At 35.4% G+C, this 17,192-nt stretch carries 16 protein-coding genes; 6 read left to right on the top strand and 10 right to left on the bottom strand.

The features are described 5' to 3' along the window. Positions 1 to 3: 3 nt before the first annotated feature. The 10 genes from lipA to recF form a co-directional block, all read right to left on the bottom strand. Positions 4 to 873: a lipoyl synthase gene (gene lipA / locus ACSVH7_RS12315; protein ID WP_438066996.1), complete on the bottom strand. Its 870-nt coding sequence runs from the start codon at positions 871 to 873 to the stop codon at positions 4 to 6. Positions 874 to 1,161: 288 nt separating this feature from the next. Continuing rightward, complete coding sequence (locus ACSVH7_RS12310) at positions 1,162 to 1,983, bottom strand: energy transducer TonB (RefSeq protein ID WP_438066995.1); 822 nt, start codon at positions 1,981 to 1,983, stop codon at positions 1,162 to 1,164. Between the two features lie 198 nt (positions 1,984 to 2,181). Further along, positions 2,182 to 2,733: an RNA polymerase sigma factor gene (locus ACSVH7_RS12305; RefSeq protein ID WP_438066994.1), complete on the bottom strand. Its 552-nt coding sequence runs from the start codon at positions 2,731 to 2,733 to the stop codon at positions 2,182 to 2,184. After that, positions 2,724 to 3,830 (bottom strand): glycosyltransferase, encoded by a 1,107-nt coding sequence (locus ACSVH7_RS12300; RefSeq protein WP_438066993.1) that lies wholly within the window; start codon positions 3,828 to 3,830, stop codon positions 2,724 to 2,726. The genes ACSVH7_RS12305 and ACSVH7_RS12300 overlap by 10 nt, the downstream gene beginning before the upstream one ends. A gap of 73 nt (positions 3,831 to 3,903) precedes the next feature. Then, positions 3,904 to 4,518 (bottom strand): FMN-binding negative transcriptional regulator, encoded by a 615-nt coding sequence (locus ACSVH7_RS12295; protein WP_438066992.1) that lies wholly within the window; start codon positions 4,516 to 4,518, stop codon positions 3,904 to 3,906. Positions 4,519 to 4,666: 148 nt separating this feature from the next. Continuing rightward, on the bottom strand, positions 4,667 to 5,680 hold the full coding sequence (murB, locus tag ACSVH7_RS12290) for a UDP-N-acetylmuramate dehydrogenase (RefSeq protein WP_438066991.1): 1,014 nt from the start codon (positions 5,678 to 5,680) through the stop codon (positions 4,667 to 4,669). Between the two features lie 31 nt (positions 5,681 to 5,711). Next, positions 5,712 to 6,383, bottom strand: coding sequence for a DUF2461 domain-containing protein (locus ACSVH7_RS12285; protein WP_438066990.1), 672 nt, complete (start codon positions 6,381 to 6,383; stop codon positions 5,712 to 5,714). Positions 6,384 to 6,385: 2 nt separating this feature from the next. Further along, the gene (locus ACSVH7_RS12280; RefSeq protein WP_438066989.1) at positions 6,386 to 7,081 is read right to left on the bottom strand and encodes a thioredoxin domain-containing protein; all 696 of its coding nucleotides are present in this window, start codon (positions 7,079 to 7,081) and stop codon (positions 6,386 to 6,388) included. Between the two features lie 36 nt (positions 7,082 to 7,117). Then, positions 7,118 to 9,235 carry an ATP-binding response regulator gene (locus tag ACSVH7_RS12275; protein WP_438066988.1) on the bottom strand — a complete coding sequence of 706 codons (2,118 nt, stop codon included), beginning with the start codon at positions 9,233 to 9,235 and terminating at the stop codon, positions 7,118 to 7,120. Positions 9,236 to 9,246: 11 nt separating this feature from the next. Next, entirely contained in the window at positions 9,247 to 10,326 is a 1,080-nt protein-coding gene (gene recF / locus ACSVH7_RS12270; RefSeq protein WP_438066987.1) for a DNA replication/repair protein RecF, read from the bottom strand. A 203-nt stretch (positions 10,327 to 10,529) separates the two neighbouring features. Between recF and ACSVH7_RS12265 the strand changes: the two genes are divergently transcribed. From ACSVH7_RS12265 to ACSVH7_RS12240, 6 genes are all read left to right on the top strand, one after another. Then, complete coding sequence (locus tag ACSVH7_RS12265) at positions 10,530 to 11,303, top strand: tetratricopeptide repeat protein (RefSeq protein WP_438066986.1); 774 nt, start codon at positions 10,530 to 10,532, stop codon at positions 11,301 to 11,303. Between the two features lie 303 nt (positions 11,304 to 11,606). Beyond that, positions 11,607 to 12,179 carry a 6,7-dimethyl-8-ribityllumazine synthase gene (gene ribH, locus ACSVH7_RS12260; protein WP_438066985.1) on the top strand — a complete coding sequence of 191 codons (573 nt, stop codon included), beginning with the start codon at positions 11,607 to 11,609 and terminating at the stop codon, positions 12,177 to 12,179. Between the two features lie 178 nt (positions 12,180 to 12,357). Further along, positions 12,358 to 14,217, top strand: a complete 1,860-nt coding sequence (gene mutL / locus ACSVH7_RS12255) for a DNA mismatch repair endonuclease MutL (protein ID WP_438066984.1) — start codon at positions 12,358 to 12,360, stop codon at positions 14,215 to 14,217. After that, on the top strand, positions 14,214 to 14,972 hold the full coding sequence (locus tag ACSVH7_RS12250) for a rhomboid family intramembrane serine protease (RefSeq protein ID WP_438066983.1): 759 nt from the start codon (positions 14,214 to 14,216) through the stop codon (positions 14,970 to 14,972). Before mutL ends, ACSVH7_RS12250 begins: the two co-directional genes overlap by 4 nt. Positions 14,973 to 15,031: 59 nt before the next feature. Next, entirely contained in the window at positions 15,032 to 15,898 is an 867-nt protein-coding gene (locus tag ACSVH7_RS12245; RefSeq protein ID WP_438066982.1) for a rhomboid family intramembrane serine protease, read from the top strand. Positions 15,899 to 16,009: 111 nt separating this feature from the next. Continuing rightward, positions 16,010 to 17,053, top strand: coding sequence for an endonuclease/exonuclease/phosphatase family protein (locus ACSVH7_RS12240; RefSeq protein ID WP_438066981.1), 1,044 nt, complete (start codon positions 16,010 to 16,012; stop codon positions 17,051 to 17,053). The last annotated feature ends 139 nt before the right edge of the window (positions 17,054 to 17,192 follow it).

Here is a 17,192-nt window from a genome sequence, read left to right as displayed (position 1 = left end):
TAATTATAAAATGTGTTTTTGTGCCTTGTAAGAAGAACGAACAAGTGGTCCGCTTTCAACATGTCTGAAACCAAGTTCAAGCCCATAAGCTTCGTATTTAGCAAATTGTTCTGGAGTGATAAATTCTTTTACCGGAAGGTGTTTTTTGCTGGGCTGCAAGTATTGACCAATAGTTACAACGTCTACTTTAGCTTCGCGTAAATCTCTTAAAGTTTGAAAAACTTCTTCTTCTTGTTCGCCTAGACCCAACATGATTCCAGATTTTGTTCTGTTGATGCCTTTTTCTTTTAGATAGCGCAACACTTCTAGGCTTCGGTCGTATTTGGCTTGAATGCGGACTTCACGGGTTAATCTTCGAACGGTTTCTACATTGTGTGAAACCACTTCTGGATTGGCTTCAATAATGCGATCAATATTTCTTTCTATTCCTTGAAAATCTGGGATTAGTGTTTCTAGTGTGGTGTTTGGATTCATTCTTCGGATTGCTTTTACCGTTTCGTTCCAAATAATTGATCCGCCATCTTTAACATCATCTCTGTCTACACTTGTGATGACAGCGTGTTTGATATTCATGATTTTTATTGATCGTGCTACTTTTTCAGGTTCGTCCCAGTCAATGGTTTCTGGTCTACCTGTTTTTACGCCACAAAAACCACAGGAACGAGTACAAATATTCCCTAAAATCATAAACGTTGCAGTTCCTTCTCCCCAGCATTCTCCCATATTTGGGCAGCTCCCTGAGGTACAAATGGTGTTTAAGCTATATTTGTCTACTAATCCGCGTAATTCAGTGTATTTTTGTCCAATGGGTAATTTTACTTTTAACCATTTTGGTTTGCCAACGGGTAAGTTGTTATCTGTTAAGGTTTCCATATCTTCATTTTTTCAGAGTCACAAAGATAGGGCAAAGTTGTATTGAAAAAAAAGAAGTTAACATATCAGTTTTTGAGTGAATTTTGCATAAAAAAATATGACTGTCCGCTATGTGTACCACATTTCAACAATGGAACACGGATGACACGGATTTTTGCTGATTTTCAATAATTTGTATAAAAAAAGATCTGTTTGAATCTGCGTCATCCGCGTTCCTTTTTATTATTGGTACAAGTAACGTATAGTCAAGTAAAAAAAAGCAGGACTAATTGTGCTGCTTTTTTGAAGTTATTCTGCTTTGATAACTATGGGTAGTGTGTAAGCGGTGCGCATCGGTTTACCGTTTAAAATTCCGGGCGACCATTTGGTTTTTAGGGATTTCAAGACTCTAATGGCTTCTTGTCCTAATCCATATCCAGGATCTTTAAGGATGCGAATATCTGTCAAGCTTCCATCTTTTTCAATTACAAAAGCTACTGATATACGGATGGTTTCTATTCCTTCGATATCTGGTTTTGCAAAGTTATTTCCTATGTAGCTATAGAATTTTTTCATTCCACCAGGAAATTCTGGTGATTTGTCAAGTATAGTGGTGTTTACAATACTATTATTGGGTAATTCTACTTCGGGAGTTGTGCCTTGCGTTGCAGTAGTCACTGTTCCAGTTGTAGCGTCGCCACTAACAGCGGTTGTAGTGCTAGATTGCGAGAATTCACTGTTTTTAGGGACGTCTGGAGTAGCTACATCTGCATTTACAACTTGTGGATTGGTCATTTGTTGAGTGGTTACCACGTTTTCAACAGGATTTTTTACCGTTGGAGGCGCAGTTTTTTTAACAGGTTCTTCAGGTGTTACTGGAATGATTTTATCTAAATCAATTGGACGTACTACAAATTCGGGAATCTCAGGTATGGCAAGGGTGTTGGGGCTCACTTTGTTGGCAACTACAGCAATACAGACGATAGTTGTGATCAGTAATATCCCAAGAAAAAAAGCAGATACCGTGTTTTTGGTGCTTTCTTGTCGTAATTGATAGGCTCCATAATTTTTGTTTTTGTCTTCAAAAACAAGGTCGATCCAGCGGCTTTCGTAAATACTTAATTTAGACATGGTGTATAGTTTTAGAGGTTAAGTAACTATAGAATCATAAGCAGTATTTTTATATTTAACAACGTCAATAAGTGTTTTCTTATTGTGTTAAATTATAAAAACAATTGCAAGTATTTAACTTTTTTAATGTATAATGTTTTGTAATACGGTATTTTGGTTGTAAAAATTAAAATGAAGAAGTTTGGCTTCTTGATAAAACTAGCGTTTTTGCTGGATAATTTCTGCTAGTAATTTTTTAGCTCTTAAGAGTTTGATTTTTACATTACTGATAGGTTCGTCAATTTTAGTAGCGATTTCTTGGTAGCTTAATTCTTGAAAATAACGCAAGTGAATGACTTCTTGATAATGTGGTTTTAATTCCTTGATGAACTGCAATAAACGAGATAAATTTTGCTCTGTAATCAATTCGTCTTCTGCTGATGGAGTAGTGTCAGCAATATTTTGAGCTTGTCTGTCTTGCTCTTCGGTGATTTCTACGAAAAGATTGGATCTTTTTTTGCGCAATAAGTCGATGTGAACATTTTTTGCAATGGCAATTAACCAAGTATTGAATTGAAATTCGCTGTTGTAGGTGCTAATTTTATCGAATGCTTTTGAGAATGTTTCTATGGCAATATCCTCAGCGTCTGTCTCGTTTTCTGTACGTTTTAACATAAAGCCGTATACTTCATTCCAGTAGTGATCTAGTAAGAAAGTAAAGGCGATTTGATCTCCTTTTTTAGCTTTTTCAATTTTTTTATTTATTTCCAATGGACAGGTTTTGAAAAAATATTGGTAATAAAGATATTAATTTGTGTGAATATAAGCCAAAATTCAAGAACAGGATACCAATAGATGATGTCTTTTTCTTTTAGTTTTTTAGCTCCTAATCCAAAACTAATCCAAGTGAATAAATATCGGAAAGCGATTAAGCTTGCAACGATAATCCATTCAAATTGAAAAGCTAGCAATACAATTGCGGATACAATGAAAAGTAATTGAGAACAATAAAAGACACCAAGTTGGAATTGGTCTCCCCATTTGTAATGTTCAGCCGTGGCTACGTGTCTTCTTTTTTGATTGAACCACTCTTTGAATGTTTTTTTAGGTTCAGAATACGTAAAGCTTTCTGGAGTGTAAGCAATGGTTGTGTTTTCTTTATTGGCTGCTTGATTGACAAATAAATCATCGTCGCCAGAACGCACTTGAATGTGGTCAATAAATCCGTTTACATTAAAAAAAACGTCTCTTTTGTAGGCTAAATTTCGTCCAACTCCCATATAAGGGCGACCAGATTTTGCCCAAGAAAAATATTGTATAGCCGTTAGTACCGTTTCGTAGCGAATGATTTTGTTTAAAAAAGAATTGGCGATTTTGGTATAACCTCCATAGCCTAAAACTATCTTTTTGTCACGGTCAAAATGAGCGACCATATGGGTAATCCAGTCTTTGGTAAGTGGGAAGCAATCTGCATCGGTGAATAACAAATGCTCGTATTTTGCCGCTTTAATCCCCAAGGTCAAAGCGTATTTTTTATTGCCCCAAAAGGCTTCGTTGTTTTTTACTTTTACTAATCGGATGTTTGGGTATTGTTGTTCAAAGGCTTCAAAAACCTCTAATGTTTCGTCGCTAGAAGCGTCATCTATTAATACTAATTCAAAAGTTGGATAGTCTTGTTGTGCAAGAATCGGAATGTATTCTTTGACGTTTTCTTCTTCGTTTTTGGCACAAACGATTACTGAAACGGGAATGTTTTTGGGTGTAATTACTTCTGGTTTTGTGAAGGAAAATTTACTAAAAACGCCAATATAGTATACAAATTGTATTACGATTAGAGCGATAAAAAAGTATAGTAGATATAAAAACATTGTATTAATTAGTTTCTGATAGGATGGCTGCAAAGTTACTTATCAATTGCAAACTATCCATACAAACGGTGATTTACTTTCTTAATTTTTTCATTTCTTCTGAAACGGCAATAGCTGAAGGAGATTGTGTTTTTGCTAATTCTTGAATGATGTTTTTGTAATTGTGGTCATCGCGATTTTGAGACATTTTTTGTGTCGCTTCAATTTGGGTTATTTCAATTTCAAAGCCAATTACGCCCTTGGCTTGTCGCATCGTAGCTTTGGATAGTTCACTAACTCTTACCGGACAGGCTGAAGCTTGTTCGTATTTGTCTACCAATTTTGTTAGAGAATTGATTAGTGCTTCTCCGTGAATGATTTTTATTTTGCCGTATACGTGAACGGCGGTGTAATTCCAAGTGGGCACGTTTTCGTGGTCGTACCAAGAAGACGAAATGTAAGCGTGCGGACCCGTAAAAACGGCCAAAACTTCGGTATTGTCTTCAAAAGCGATACCTTGAGGGTTTTCTTTGGAGAGATGACCGTGCAAAATTTCTTTACCCTCGCTATTGTAATCCAATTCCATTGGGATGTGCGTGGCCCACAATTTTCCGTTGGTTTGATTGATTAATATACCAAAAGCATTTTCTTTTAGAAAGGCGCGAATGCTATCGGGATTTTCTAATTGGTAAATATCGGGTGTGTACATTTTTTGAGAGTTTTGGATGTTTACAAAAAAGCCATTTGTGGCTCGCTAGCCCCGATCGTAGTGGAAATCCTTTGTTGCCGGGGTTCGGCAACAAAGATTGTAACGAAGAGCGGGAATCTTGTTTCCTGAAAAGCCTATTGTTTCGCTCCTAAATGATATTCACTTCGGCCTCGATGTGGATGCCAAAGGTGTTGAAAATAGTTTCTTGGATGTTTTTGGAGACCGCCACGATTTCTTGCCCTGTTGCGTTGCCATAATTGACCAGCACTAGCGCCTGATTTTTGTGAATTCCGGCGTCGCCAAAGCGTTTGCCTTTGAAACCCGCTTGCTCGATTAGCCAACCCGCAGGTACTTTGACCTCGGTAGGAGAGACCTCGAAAAAGCGCATTTCGGGAAATTTTTTATGGATGCTTTCGAAATCGGCTTTCGGAAGGATTGGGTTTTTGAAGAAGCTACCGCTGTTGCCAAGTTCTTTTGGGTCGGGTAATTTGCTTTGTCGGATGGCAATTACGGCATTGCTCACGTCTTTTAGCGTGGGTTGCGTAATGTTGTTTTTGGCTAATTCTCCAGTAATATCGCCGTAAGAGATGTTGATGTGGTGATTTCTCTTGGTTAATTTGAAAATCACGCTAGTGATTACGAATTGACCTTTTACTTCGTTTTTGAAAATGCTTTCTCGGTATCCAAAATGGCAATCGGTATTGGTGAAATTTTTGATTTCTTGAGTGGCTATGTGCATCGCGTGACACGAAATAAAAGTATCCTTGATTTCGGTGCCATAAGCCCCAATGTTTTGAACCGGAGTGGTACCCACATTACCCGGAATAAGCGACATATTTTCTAGTCCACCAAAATCTTGCTCGATGGTCCAAAGTACGAAGTCGTGCCAGTTTTCGCCAGCTTGGGCTTCGACCCAAACGAAATCGTCATTGGCATCGATTATCTTTTTTCCTTTCAAATCGATGTGGATGACCAAGGAGTCAATATCTTGGGTTAACAGCATATTGCTGCCTCCTCCTAAAATGAATTTTTTTTCGTTGGGATGCTGTGCTAACACTTGTTGTAGTTCTTCGGTAGAGTGTACGGCAACGAATTGTTTGGCTTTGGCTTCAATGCCAAAAGTGTTGTATTTTTTTAATGAAAAATTTTCAAGGATTTCCATAGGGAGTAGTATTTTGTCTGTTGCAAACAGGTTATTCTATTTCTAAAGCTCTGTTGAGGAATTCGTTTAGCGGTCGCAAAGCAATCATTTTTTGGACCATTAACGGAATGAAATCTTTGTGCGTCAAAAGTTCAGGACTAAAGTTTTCTGTGGCGGTGTAGCTTTTTAACTTTAAAAACTCTAGGGCAGGATTGTCTTTTTCGTAGCCTCTTGGTGGATTTTTTAACGTTGAATTTTCGTCACGATTCAGTGCTTTGTAATTAGACACGAAATCTTTGTCGCTAGTTATGGCTACTAAATCGTCATAAAAAAAGTTGATTTCTTTTCTGATTTTCTGAATTTGTTCGGGTTGAGGACAGTACATTCCGCCACCAACAAAAGGATTTTCGGCATCGATTTGTAAATAATATCCAGCCGTTTCTACATTTTTTGCGCCAGTAGAAAGCCAAATGCCCAAATGGGTCTTGTAAGGTGATTTGTCTTTTGAAAAACGAATATCACGATTGATTCTGAATACACAGTTTTTTACTTCCAAAAGTGCTAAGGCTGGATCCAAAGCTTTCATACTATCCAATATATCAGCTGTTAGTTGGTAGTATTCTTTTTTTACCGCTTCGTATCGTTTTTTATTGTCTAAAAACCACTCTCTGTTGTTGTTGGTTTTTAAATCTTTCAAGAATTGTATCGTGCTTTCAGAAACCATAGTTATAGTATTTGTTTTTTCAAATCTTCTTCGCTTACAAATCCGCTACTTTTCCATTTTAGGTTTTTGTTTTCATATAAAAGTAGGGTTGGAAGTTCTTCTACTTTTAGTTCTTTCATAATGGTTTTGTTTTCATCGGCGTTCAAACGAACAATAACAACTTTGTCGCTATTTTCTTTTTGCATTTTTAAAATGTACGGTTCCATTTTTTTGCAAGGCGCACACCAAGGCGCGAAGAAATTGATTAGTACTTTTTTGTCTGACTTCAAAAGCGCTTCAAATTGTTGTTTGTTGATGCCAACAAGCTTGTCACTTGGTTTTGAAAGTCCAGCTGCTTCCCATTTTAGGATACCACCTTGTAGGTCATAAATGGTTGTAAATCCCATTTCTGCTAGTTTTGCTGCGGCTTTATTACTGCGGCTTCCTGCTTTGCAGTACACAAATACGGGTTTTGTTTTGTCTAATGTTGCAGCATTTGTAGCAAAATCAGCATTGAGCCAGTTTATATTTTTGGCATTTTCAATATGGTCGCCCGCAAATTCTTGAGGCGTTCTTACGTCAAGGATTTGTGAGTTAGGTGTATTTTGTATTTTTTCTGCAAAAGCTGAAGCTTCTAGTAGTTGTATGTTTTGGGAAGGTTGTCCTTGACAATTAATAAACAAAATAAAAGACAGTAATAATGGGAAATAGTATTTCATAACGGCTAATTTTATGGGATAAAAGTACAATTATCTTTATAATAGGTTGTACAGTTTTTGATAAAATTCTTCCTTGTTTATGGGCTTAATGATTAAATCGTCAAACCCTATTTCTTTGACTTCAATGCTGTCTAAATAGGTGTCGCCTGATAATGCAATAATGGGTTTGCTGCTGTTTTGATTTTTGAGTGCTTTGATATCTTTGGAAAGTTCAATTCCAGTATAATCAAAAATTTGCATATCGCTAATGATTACATCAACAGTGTTTTTATTTAAAAAGTCTTGTAAAGCGGGAGCTCTTTCAAATAAAAACACCTCAAATCCTATGGAAGTGATTAATTTTTGGATGATTTGTAAGGTGATAGGGTCATCGTCAATAACCGCAGTTTTTATTTTTTTATCTTTAAATTTACGGGTCAATTTGAGTTCAAAAGTTTCTTGATCTACAGTAGGAATGTCAAGTAGCAGATAGAATGATATCGTGGTTCCTTGATCTAGGATACTATCAATAGTGATTTTGCCATCATAAAGATCTACAATGTTTTTGCATAGATTGAGTCCTAATCCTGCGCCGGAGCTCATTTGTTTTTCGTGACTTTTACTTTGATAAAATTGATTAAAAACTTTTTTTAGGTCCTCTTGCGGAATACCAATGCCGGTATCAATTATGGAAACATCGAGTCGGTATTTATTAGGTTGTCTAGTTAAATCAACAGTTACAGTTATGGTTCCTTCATTGGTAAACTTGATAGCGTTTATAATAATGTTGTAAAATAACTGATGAATTTTCACGTGATCTGCCCATACTTCTGTATTGGTTGATGAATTTATATTCGGAATTATGATAATCTTTTTAACTTCTGAAAGTGATTGCAACGATTCTAAGAGCGACTTGATTTCATGGTAGAGATTTATTTTGGAATTATACAGTTTTAGTTTTGATTGTTCATTTTTTAGAAAATCTAAAATTTGATTTACTGTATTTTGTAATGATGAGGCCGCAAAATGAAGTGAATCAATAGTAGGCTTCAATTCCCTATTAAGATTTTGTAGTTTAAGTTTTTCTGAAAAAGTAGCAATAATATTCAAAGGCGCTCTCATTTCGTGGCTTAGCATTCCTATGAGTTGATTTTTGATATCAAGATTTTTTTCGGCCGTAGCCTTAGCTTTGGCTAATTTGTTCTCGTTTAGGTAGGCGTAAATAGTGTACAAAATTAAAATAACAGTGGCGGCACTCATTAAAATCAGTAAATAGAAAATACTTTTTTTGTGCCGACTATTTTCGATGCTGTAGACTTGAATTGCTTGGTTGAATTTTTTTCGGCTTGCTTCTTGAGCCGATTTTGAATAGGCAAGAATAAGTTTTTGACTTTTATCTTGAATCTTTTTATTAATATTTAATAGTTCTTGGTCCTTGTTTTTTAGGGAATTGTAAGTGTGTTTTATTCTTTCAAGATTGTTTATGTAATATTTTTCGGTTAGTAAAAATGTATTTCGAAGTTGGTCTTCAAAGGTGCCGCTCTTCTCCTGATTGTTAAAGACCATTTTTATAATCGACTGTACTTCTTGTTTGTTAACATCAGATTTTCCTTTTAGTGCATTTCCAATTCTTCCAAAAAGTGATTTTTTCTTAGTTTCTGTTATTTTTTTAATGGTATCATAAGTAATAGAACTTAATATTTTTTCGTAATTGAATTTTTTAATGAATAGAGTAGCGTTAAGACCTTTTTTGTCGGTATCAATTTTTTGATTAATGAGTTGGTCCAATGCTTTCTTTAGGGTGATAACTTCTAATTCTATTTGTTTTTTGTTTTTAATTACGACAAAAAAATCCCTGTTAGTACTACTTAAATAGTTTAAACTATCAAGATATACGGCCATACTATCAAGAGATAGCTGGTATTTTTTCAAATAAATTGGATTATGATTTTGTATATATTCATTAAAATGATTTCCTGCCTCAAGATAATTTTTGGTAGCCAAGTTGGATAACACTAAAGATTGATTTGGTTTTAAAAAAGAAGCGGCATTTTGGTTAATATTATTTTGCAAATAAGTATCAGAACGCCATATTTTGTAGACAAAAAATTGCGCTAAAAGCGTACAAACAAAAAGCAATAGTAAGCCTGTTTTTTTTATCGTTAGAGTATTCATATGGCAATGAATTATAGTTTAAAAACGGTATAACTTTGATGCGTTGATTGAATGATAGCCTCAGTTCGTTCCGGATGTGTGTCTGAAATAAAGAGTTGCCCAAACGAGTCATCTTTGACCATTTCAATAATTTTGGATACGCGAAATTCATCTAATTTATCAAAAATATCATCAAAAAGCAATATTGGTTTTACGCCACTTTGTTGTTTTAGGAAATCAAATTGAGCCAGTTTTAGCGCAATCAAAAATGATTTTTGTTGGCCTTGTGAACCAAATTTTTTGATAGGAAACGAATCGATTTCAAACGATAAATCGTCTTTATGGATGCCGACGCTGGTGTATTGTAAGGCTCGATCTTTTCCTAAATTTCCATTTAATAAGTTTAAGAGCGAGTTTTCATAAAGATGACTCTCGTATACTAGTTGCACCTCCTCGGCGTTTCCAGTAATGGCTTTATGATGTTTGTTAAATATAGCAATAAAAATTGAAACAAATGCTTTCCGTTTTTCAAAAATAGTATCGGCGAAGCCATCCAATTGTTCGTTGTAAATTGATAACGTATCGTGGTCAAAAACATGATTCAAAGCGAAATATTTCAACAAAGCGTTCCGTTGATTGAGGATTTTCTGATACTGAATGAGCTGTTGAAGGTAAATAGGGTCAAGTTGTGAAATCACACTATCCATAAATTTTCTTCGTGTTTCGCTTCCCTCACTTATTAGATCCCTATCAGCAGGCGAAATAATCACTAGAGGAATGAGTCCAATATGATCAGAAAATTTGTCATAAGCCTTGCCATTTCTTTTTAAAAGCTTCTTTTGCCCTTTTTTAATGCTACAAACAATTTGCTCATTGCGTTTATTTTTTTCAAACAAAGCATCAATTACAAAAAAATCTTCACCGTGTTTAATGTTTTGAATAGCTAACGGATTAAAATAACTTTTACCGTAAGCCAAATGATAAATGGCATCCAGAACATTCGTTTTCCCAATTCCGTTTTTGCCAACAAAACAGTTGATTTTATGGTCAAATTCAAATTCAGCTTCGGCAAAATTTTTATAATTGAAAAGAGAAATTTTTTTTAAATACATGGTGTCAGCATCTCGTTTTTTTTTTGCAAAAAAGCATTATTAGCTAGTTATTTTGCAAGTGGCAAATTTATTTAATATAATTGATATTATGTGCTTTTCACCAATTGAAACCATAAATAGAAGTAAACTGAATATAAAATTGATTTTTTTTGTGTGGGTTTCAATAAAAATTTTATTTTTGCGACTCACTAAATTAATTTTAAATGGCTACTTACAGCAAACGAGGATATAAAGCACCAAAAGAAAAAGAAGTTAAAGAACCCATCGAAGAGGTTCAAGTTAATGAAAAAGACAGCGCTACCGCTGAGGTTTTCTCTAAACTAGACGAAACCGCTTCAAGAACCGAAGATTTTGTAGCCAAAAATCAAAAAATAATCATAGGTTTTGTGGCAGGTATTGCTTTAGTAACCGTTGGTTATTTAGCCTATCAGAAATTTATTGCTACTCCAAAAGAAGAAGAAGCAGCCAATGAAATGTTTGTAGCACAACAAAATTTCCAAAAAGCAACCGATGGTGTAGCGAGTGATTCTCTCTACAAATTAGCCCTAAACGGTTCTGAAGGAAAATTCGGATTTGTTAAAATCGCTGACGAATATTCAGGAACAGATGCCGGAAATTTAGCGAATTACTACGCAGGAATTGCTTACCTAAACACAGGGAAATACACTGAAGCGATCACTTATTTAGAAAAATTCAGTTCTAAAGATGCTATCCTAAGCGCCTTAGCCAAAGGTGCTATCGGAGACGCTTATGCACAAACAAACAAAGCACAAGAAGCGCTTGATTTTTATGTAAAAGCCGCCGAAAGTAATAAAAACGATTTTACTACACCTCGTTTTTTAATGAAAGCAGGAAAAACAGCTTTGAGTCTTGGTAAAAAAGAAGAAGCTTTGAAATATTTTACTGACATCAAAGACAATTACGATGCCTCACCAGAAGCCGCATCAGTAGATGGACTAATCGGATTAGCGCAGTAACAAAGCCCTAATTTCAAAAATAATTCAGAGGTTAGAAAACAAAGCATTCGAAATCAATTTTGAATACTTTCATTTCTAACCTCTTTTTTTATACCTATATTTATACCGCTTTTTCAGGAGCAGCAAAATAAGGCTTTTATGCCATCATCGTCCCGCTTTTCGTTACAATCTTATGCCCCGAACCCCGGGCCATAAGGATTTTCACTACAATCGGGGCTAGAGAGTAGCAAAAGTCCTTTTTTGTAAACATCCTGACAAAGCAACATTGTACCACAGCACGTTTAATTAAAATGAAAGAATACCATGGCAACCGAAAACAAAAACTTATCAGATTATAACAAAAATGAAGTTCCTGATGCTAGAAATTTCCGTTTCGGAATTGTAGTAGCCGAATGGAATGAAACCATCACCGAAGGATTATACAATGGCGCTTTACAGGCACTTGTAGAAAATCAAGTACCCGCACAACACATTATTCGTTGGAATGTACCCGGTAGTTTCGAACTAATTTATGGAGCCAAAAAAATGCTGCAAACTCAAAATGTAGATGCCGTAATCGTAATTGGCTGTGTTATTCAAGGACAAACCAAGCATTTCGATTTTGTATGCGAAGGTGTTACCCAAGGTATCAAAGATCTCAATGTACAAACCGATATCCCCGTGATATTTTGCGTCTTAACAGATAATACCATGCAACAATCTATTGATAGAAGTGGCGGTATTCACGGTAATAAAGGTACGGAAGCCGCCATTGCAGCCATAAAAATGGCCTATATTCGTCATCAAGCCACACTTACACACCAATTTCAGCATCAAAATTTATTACAAGCAGGAGCTTTACAACTTGAAGACAAGCCATTACAACTCGAAGAATAGCGTAATAGTTTCTCAATAATACAGCCTATACTTCGATTTTTCAAGTATAGGTTTTTTGTTTTTTTTTATGAGTACGACGCTAGTAAAACCCAATAGTTTTTGCTTAAATTTGTCCTCCTTGGTTTTGTATTTTAAATCCAAATCAGAAATTCGTAACCTCTAAATCTTATTTTTTTTAATGTCGAGTATTATTCAATTGCTTCCGGATCACGTCGCTAACCAAATTGCCGCTGGAGAAGTAGTACAAAGACCTGCATCTGTAGTAAAAGAACTACTAGAAAATGCCGTAGATGCCAAAGCCACCGATATTAAATTGATTATAAAAGATGCCGGAAAATCGCTGGTACAAGTTATAGATAATGGCGTTGGTATGAGCGTGACAGATGCGCGTTTGTGTTTTGAACGCCACGCTACATCCAAAATTCGTTTGGCCGAAGATTTGTTTTCATTAAACACCAAAGGCTTTCGTGGAGAAGCTTTGGCTTCTATAGCTGCCATTGCACATGTTGAAATGAAAACCAAACAAGATCAGGAAGAATTAGGAACTCATATCATCATTGAAGGAAGTAAATTTGTTTCCCAAGAAGTCGCTGTTTTGCCTAAAGGAACCTCGTTTGCCGTAAAAAATCTTTTCTTTAATATTCCTGCTCGGCGTAATTTTTTAAAATCAGATACAGTAGAGTTTCGTCATATTGTGGATGAATTTCAAAGAGTCGTTATGGCACATCCCAAAATTCATTTTACTTTTTATCATAACGGAAATGAAATGTTCAATTTGCCTCCAGCTACTTTGCGTCAGCGAATTGTAGGTATTTTTGCAGGTAAAACCAATGAAAAACTAGTTCCTGTAAACGAAGAAACAGAAATAGTGAGCATTCAAGGGTTTGTGAGTAAACCTGAATTTGCTAAAAAGAGCAGAGGAGAGCAATTCTTCTTTGTCAATGACCGATTCATAAAAAGTGGTTATTTGCATCATGCAGTTTTAGCTGCTTTTGACGGCATTTTGAAAGATGGATTACAACCCAGTTACTTTTTGTATCTCACGGTGGAACCTAATACAATTGACATCAACATTCATCCTACCAAAACAGAAATTAAATTTGATGATGAACATGCCTTGTATGCTATTCTTAGAGCTTCTGTCAAACACAGTTTAGGACAATTTAACGTGGCTCCTGTTTTAGATTTTGAACGCGATGCTAATCTAGACACACCTTACCACTATAAGGATTTAGAAGGGGCTGTCCCCACCATTGAAGTAAATGGCAATTTTAATCCTTTTGCAGCATCGTCGCCAACACCTCAAAAATCCTATTCTAGTTATAAAAAACCAGAAGCTTCCACAAGTTGGGAAAGTTTATATGTAGGCTTGAAGCAAGATTTTGAACCTGAACCCGAGCCGTTTTCCAGTAGGGCTTTTGAAACAGAAGCGATTTCTTCTTCCTTATTTTCAGAGAATGAAGTAGAACAAACGGTTCAAAAAACCTATCAAATACATAAAAAATATATCGTTTCGCCAATAAAATCAGGTATGCTTATTGTAGATCAACAACGTGCACACCAACGAATTTTGTACGAGCAATTTTTGACCAATATGACCATGCATCAAGCAGCTAGTCAGCAATTGTTGTTTCCGTTGAATTTGTTTTTTTCAACAGATGAGATGGTATTAATCACAGAATTGCAAAGTACATTACAGGCGACAGGTTTTGTTTTTGACACCTCTGCCACAGATCATGTGGTGATTTCGGGGATTCCTGTGACCATAACGGAAAGCGAAGTAGCCTTAGTAATCGAACAATTATTAGCTGATTTGCAAGACGGGATTCCAGAAAACAGTTTTAGTCAAAGCGATACAATTGCCAAATCTATGGCCAAGAGTTTAGCCGTTAAAACCGGTACTTTTTTAGCCGAAAAAGAACAAGAAAACGTAGTGAACGGACTTTTTGCTTGTAAAGAACCCAATGTTTCTCCTTTTAATAAACCTACTTTCATTACTATGCGTGTGGAAGATTTAGATAAAAAATTTGCTGTATGATGAATATCACCCCAACCGTTAAGCAATTATTGATTATTAATGTGCTGTTTTATATTGGCTCTATGATTGTGGGCGAACCCGCCTATCACTTATTGTCTATGTATTATTTTGAGAATCCTGATTTTCAGGTGTGGCAAATTTTTACGCATATGTTTATGCATGCTCCTTTGCCCAATATCATGCATATCTTGTTCAATATGTTTGCTTTGTATTCGTTTGGCTCTGCTCTTGAACATTTTTGGGGCGGTAAAAAGTTTTTGTTTTTTTACATCTCTTGCGGATTAGGAGCGGCATTATTGCATACGGCTGTAAATTATTATTTTTTCCAAAATGGGTTGCAAACCTTAGTGTCTAGTGGTTTTTCTAAAGCTGAAATTCTACAGGTTTTAAGTGAAGGCAAAATGGATACTCGTTGGCAAGAATTATTAACAGTAACGGAATTCAGAGAATTCATAGGCGCTTACATGGGTACAATGGTAGGAGCTTCCGGAGCAATTTATGGACTGTTGGTGGCTTTTGCGTTTATGTTTCCAAATGCTGAATTGGCATTATTGTTTATTCCTGTTCCTATCAAAGCCAAATATTTCGTTCCAGGTTTACTATTAATTGATTTGTACTCGGGTGTTTCTGGCGGCTCTATCTTTGGTGGTTCTTCAGGAATTGCACATTTTGCTCACCTTGGCGGAGCATTATTAGGGTTTATAATGATGTGGTATTGGAAAAAAAATCAATTCAACAACAATCGTTGGAATTAAAAGAAATTTCTTTTTTATAGCTTTGTTACTTTTTGGATTATTAATGCATCATAATTACTATGAATATATTCGATGATTTAAAGTCGCGTTACCGTTTGGGGAATGTTGCGTTGCACTTCATTTTCTGGAATGTGGGGATATTTTTAATCTCTATACCGCTTTTTTACCAATTTAAATTAGGTCAATTTGCATTTCCTGATTGGATTGCATTGTCATCAGATCCTTTGGTTTCTTTACGCTCGCCTTGGACATATATATCCTATGCGTTTTTTCACGACGGGATAGGTCATTTGTTCTTCAATATGATCGTTTTACACTTTTGCAGTCAGATGTTTTTGACGTTTTTTACAACCAAACAGTTCGTAGGATTGTATGTTTTAAGTGCGCTATTTTCAGGGATTGTCTTTGTGTTGTCTTATTATTTTATGCAATACAATTCGTTAATTGTAGGGGCTTCTGCAGCAATTTATGCAATATTGGTAGCCACTACAACTTATCAACCTCTAATGGAAGTACAATTGCTCCTTTTTGGCCGAGTAAAGTTGTGGTACATAACCGCTTTTGTTTTATTGCTTGATGTACTTCAATTTCGTATAGAAAATATGGGGGGACATATCTCTCATTTTGCGGGAGCCTTTTTTGGATTCTTATTTATAAAATTGTTGGTCAATGGCTATGATTTAAGTAAATTAGTAACAGGAAGTATTGATTTTATTACCCAATTGTTTCAAAAAAAAAACAAAACACCCTTCAAAAAAGTACATGTCAATTACCATAAAAAAGAAGCACCTAGAACGACCTCCAAAATTATAACCAAAGACAAAACACAACAGCAAATCGATGAGATTTTAGATAAAATCAGTCAATCCGGTTATGATTGTTTAACTAGCGAAGAAAAAGAATTTTTATTCAAAGCAGGTAAATAGCAAAAAAAAGCGTTATCGTTGGCGTATTTAGTTAAATATAGTAATTTCACCCTATTCGCAATAATTATCGCTATCGACAAAAAATACAAAACCCTAAACAAAAAACACAAAATGAAAAACCTTTCTTGGTTTAATAAAATAATGTTTTTCTTGAACATAGTACTGACTGTGTTCACGTTTACGGCCTATTTGTTTCCTTTTTTATCCCCCAAAGTCTTTCCGTTATTAGCAGTATTCACCTTGTTTATGCCCGTGTTTTTTGTACTCAACGGATTGTTTTTTATCTATTGGGCGCTTCAATTCAAAAAAAGAATGATATTATCCGGCTTAGTTTTACTAATGGGAATTACTTTTATCAATAAATTTTACAAATTCACCACCAAGCCTTACCAAGATTCTCCCAAAGATTTCAAAATCATGAGTTACAATGTTCGGCTATTCAATGTCTTTAAATGGATAGACAGAGAAGATATTCCACAAGAAATACTAGCTTTTATCAATCAAAACAACCCTGATATTCTTTGTATTCAAGAATATTCAAATCATGGAAACATCGATTTAAAAGTCTACCCACATCGTTATATTTTTATAGAAGGGGACAAAATCCGCACCGGACAAGCCATTTTTTCCAAATTTCCAATCATCAATCAAGGGAATATTGTTTTTCCAAATTCAAACAATAATGCCATTTTTGCCGACATCAAACGCGGAAAAGATATTATTCGAGTGTACAACATCCATTTTCAATCCATCAAAATCTCACCCGACGTACATGAAATTTCAGAAAACATCGAAGTAATCAATCAACAAAAATCCCAAAAATTATTGAATCGTATTAGCAAAGCTTTCAAACAACAACAAGAACAAGCCGCCATTTTTATAGCTCATAAAAAAGAAACAAAATACCCCGTAATCATCTGTGGTGATTTAAACAACAGCGCCTTTTCCTACGTGTATCGCAATGTAAAAGGCAAACTACGTGACACTTTTGAAGAAGCCGGAAAAGGATTCGGGCAAACCTACACTTTTCGTTATTACCCAGCAAGAATTGACTACATTTTCGCCGATGATCAAATGGAAGTCAAAGAATTTCAAAGTTTTCCAGAATTTCAAAACTCAGATCATTATCCCATCATGGCCAAATTGAGTTTTTAATTTTTTTTCAGGAGCGAAACAAAAGGCCTTTTCAGTAAACATGGATTCCTGCTCTACGCTATATCTTTTGTTCCGCTACCGCTACACAAAAGGATGCCGCTTCGATCAGGGCTAAAATCAAACAATTGGCTTTTTTGCT

It is taken from the genome of Flavobacterium sp. TSSA_36 (genome assembly GCF_051547165.1).
In the GTDB taxonomy this organism is placed as follows: domain Bacteria; phylum Bacteroidota; class Bacteroidia; order Flavobacteriales; family Flavobacteriaceae; genus Flavobacterium.
The sequence above is the reverse complement of the archived record's forward strand: the minus strand, read 5'-3'. Positions and strand labels throughout refer to the sequence as shown.

Bases quoted from the DNA above. Each gene is read 5' to 3' on its own strand.
- ACSVH7_RS12285 (WP_438066990.1), bottom strand. From the start codon at position 6,383: ATGGTTTCTGAAAGCACGATACAATTCTTGAAAGATTTAAAAACCAAC.
- ACSVH7_RS12300 (WP_438066993.1), bottom strand. From the start codon at position 3,830: ATGTTTTTATATCTACTATACTTTTTTATCGCTCTAATCGTAATACAA.
- ACSVH7_RS12265 (WP_438066986.1), top strand. From the start codon at position 10,530: ATGGCTACTTACAGCAAACGAGGATATAAAGCACCAAAAGAAAAAGAA.
- ACSVH7_RS12295 (WP_438066992.1), bottom strand. From the start codon at position 4,518: ATGTACACACCCGATATTTACCAATTAGAAAATCCCGATAGCATTCGC.
- recF (WP_438066987.1), bottom strand. From the start codon at position 10,326: ATGTATTTAAAAAAAATTTCTCTTTTCAATTATAAAAATTTTGCCGAA.
- ACSVH7_RS12310 (WP_438066995.1), bottom strand. From the start codon at position 1,983: ATGTCTAAATTAAGTATTTACGAAAGCCGCTGGATCGACCTTGTTTTT.
- ACSVH7_RS12280 (WP_438066989.1), bottom strand. From the start codon at position 7,081: ATGAAATACTATTTCCCATTATTACTGTCTTTTATTTTGTTTATTAAT.
- mutL (WP_438066984.1), top strand. From the start codon at position 12,358: ATGTCGAGTATTATTCAATTGCTTCCGGATCACGTCGCTAACCAAATT.
- ACSVH7_RS12245 (WP_438066982.1), top strand. From the start codon at position 15,032: ATGAATATATTCGATGATTTAAAGTCGCGTTACCGTTTGGGGAATGTT.
- lipA (WP_438066996.1), bottom strand. From the start codon at position 873: ATGGAAACCTTAACAGATAACAACTTACCCGTTGGCAAACCAAAATGG.
- ACSVH7_RS12240 (WP_438066981.1), top strand. From the start codon at position 16,010: ATGAAAAACCTTTCTTGGTTTAATAAAATAATGTTTTTCTTGAACATA.
- ACSVH7_RS12275 (WP_438066988.1), bottom strand. From the start codon at position 9,235: ATGAATACTCTAACGATAAAAAAAACAGGCTTACTATTGCTTTTTGTT.
- ACSVH7_RS12250 (WP_438066983.1), top strand. From the start codon at position 14,214: ATGATGAATATCACCCCAACCGTTAAGCAATTATTGATTATTAATGTG.
- murB (WP_438066991.1), bottom strand. From the start codon at position 5,680: ATGGAAATCCTTGAAAATTTTTCATTAAAAAAATACAACACTTTTGGC.
- ribH (WP_438066985.1), top strand. From the start codon at position 11,607: ATGGCAACCGAAAACAAAAACTTATCAGATTATAACAAAAATGAAGTT.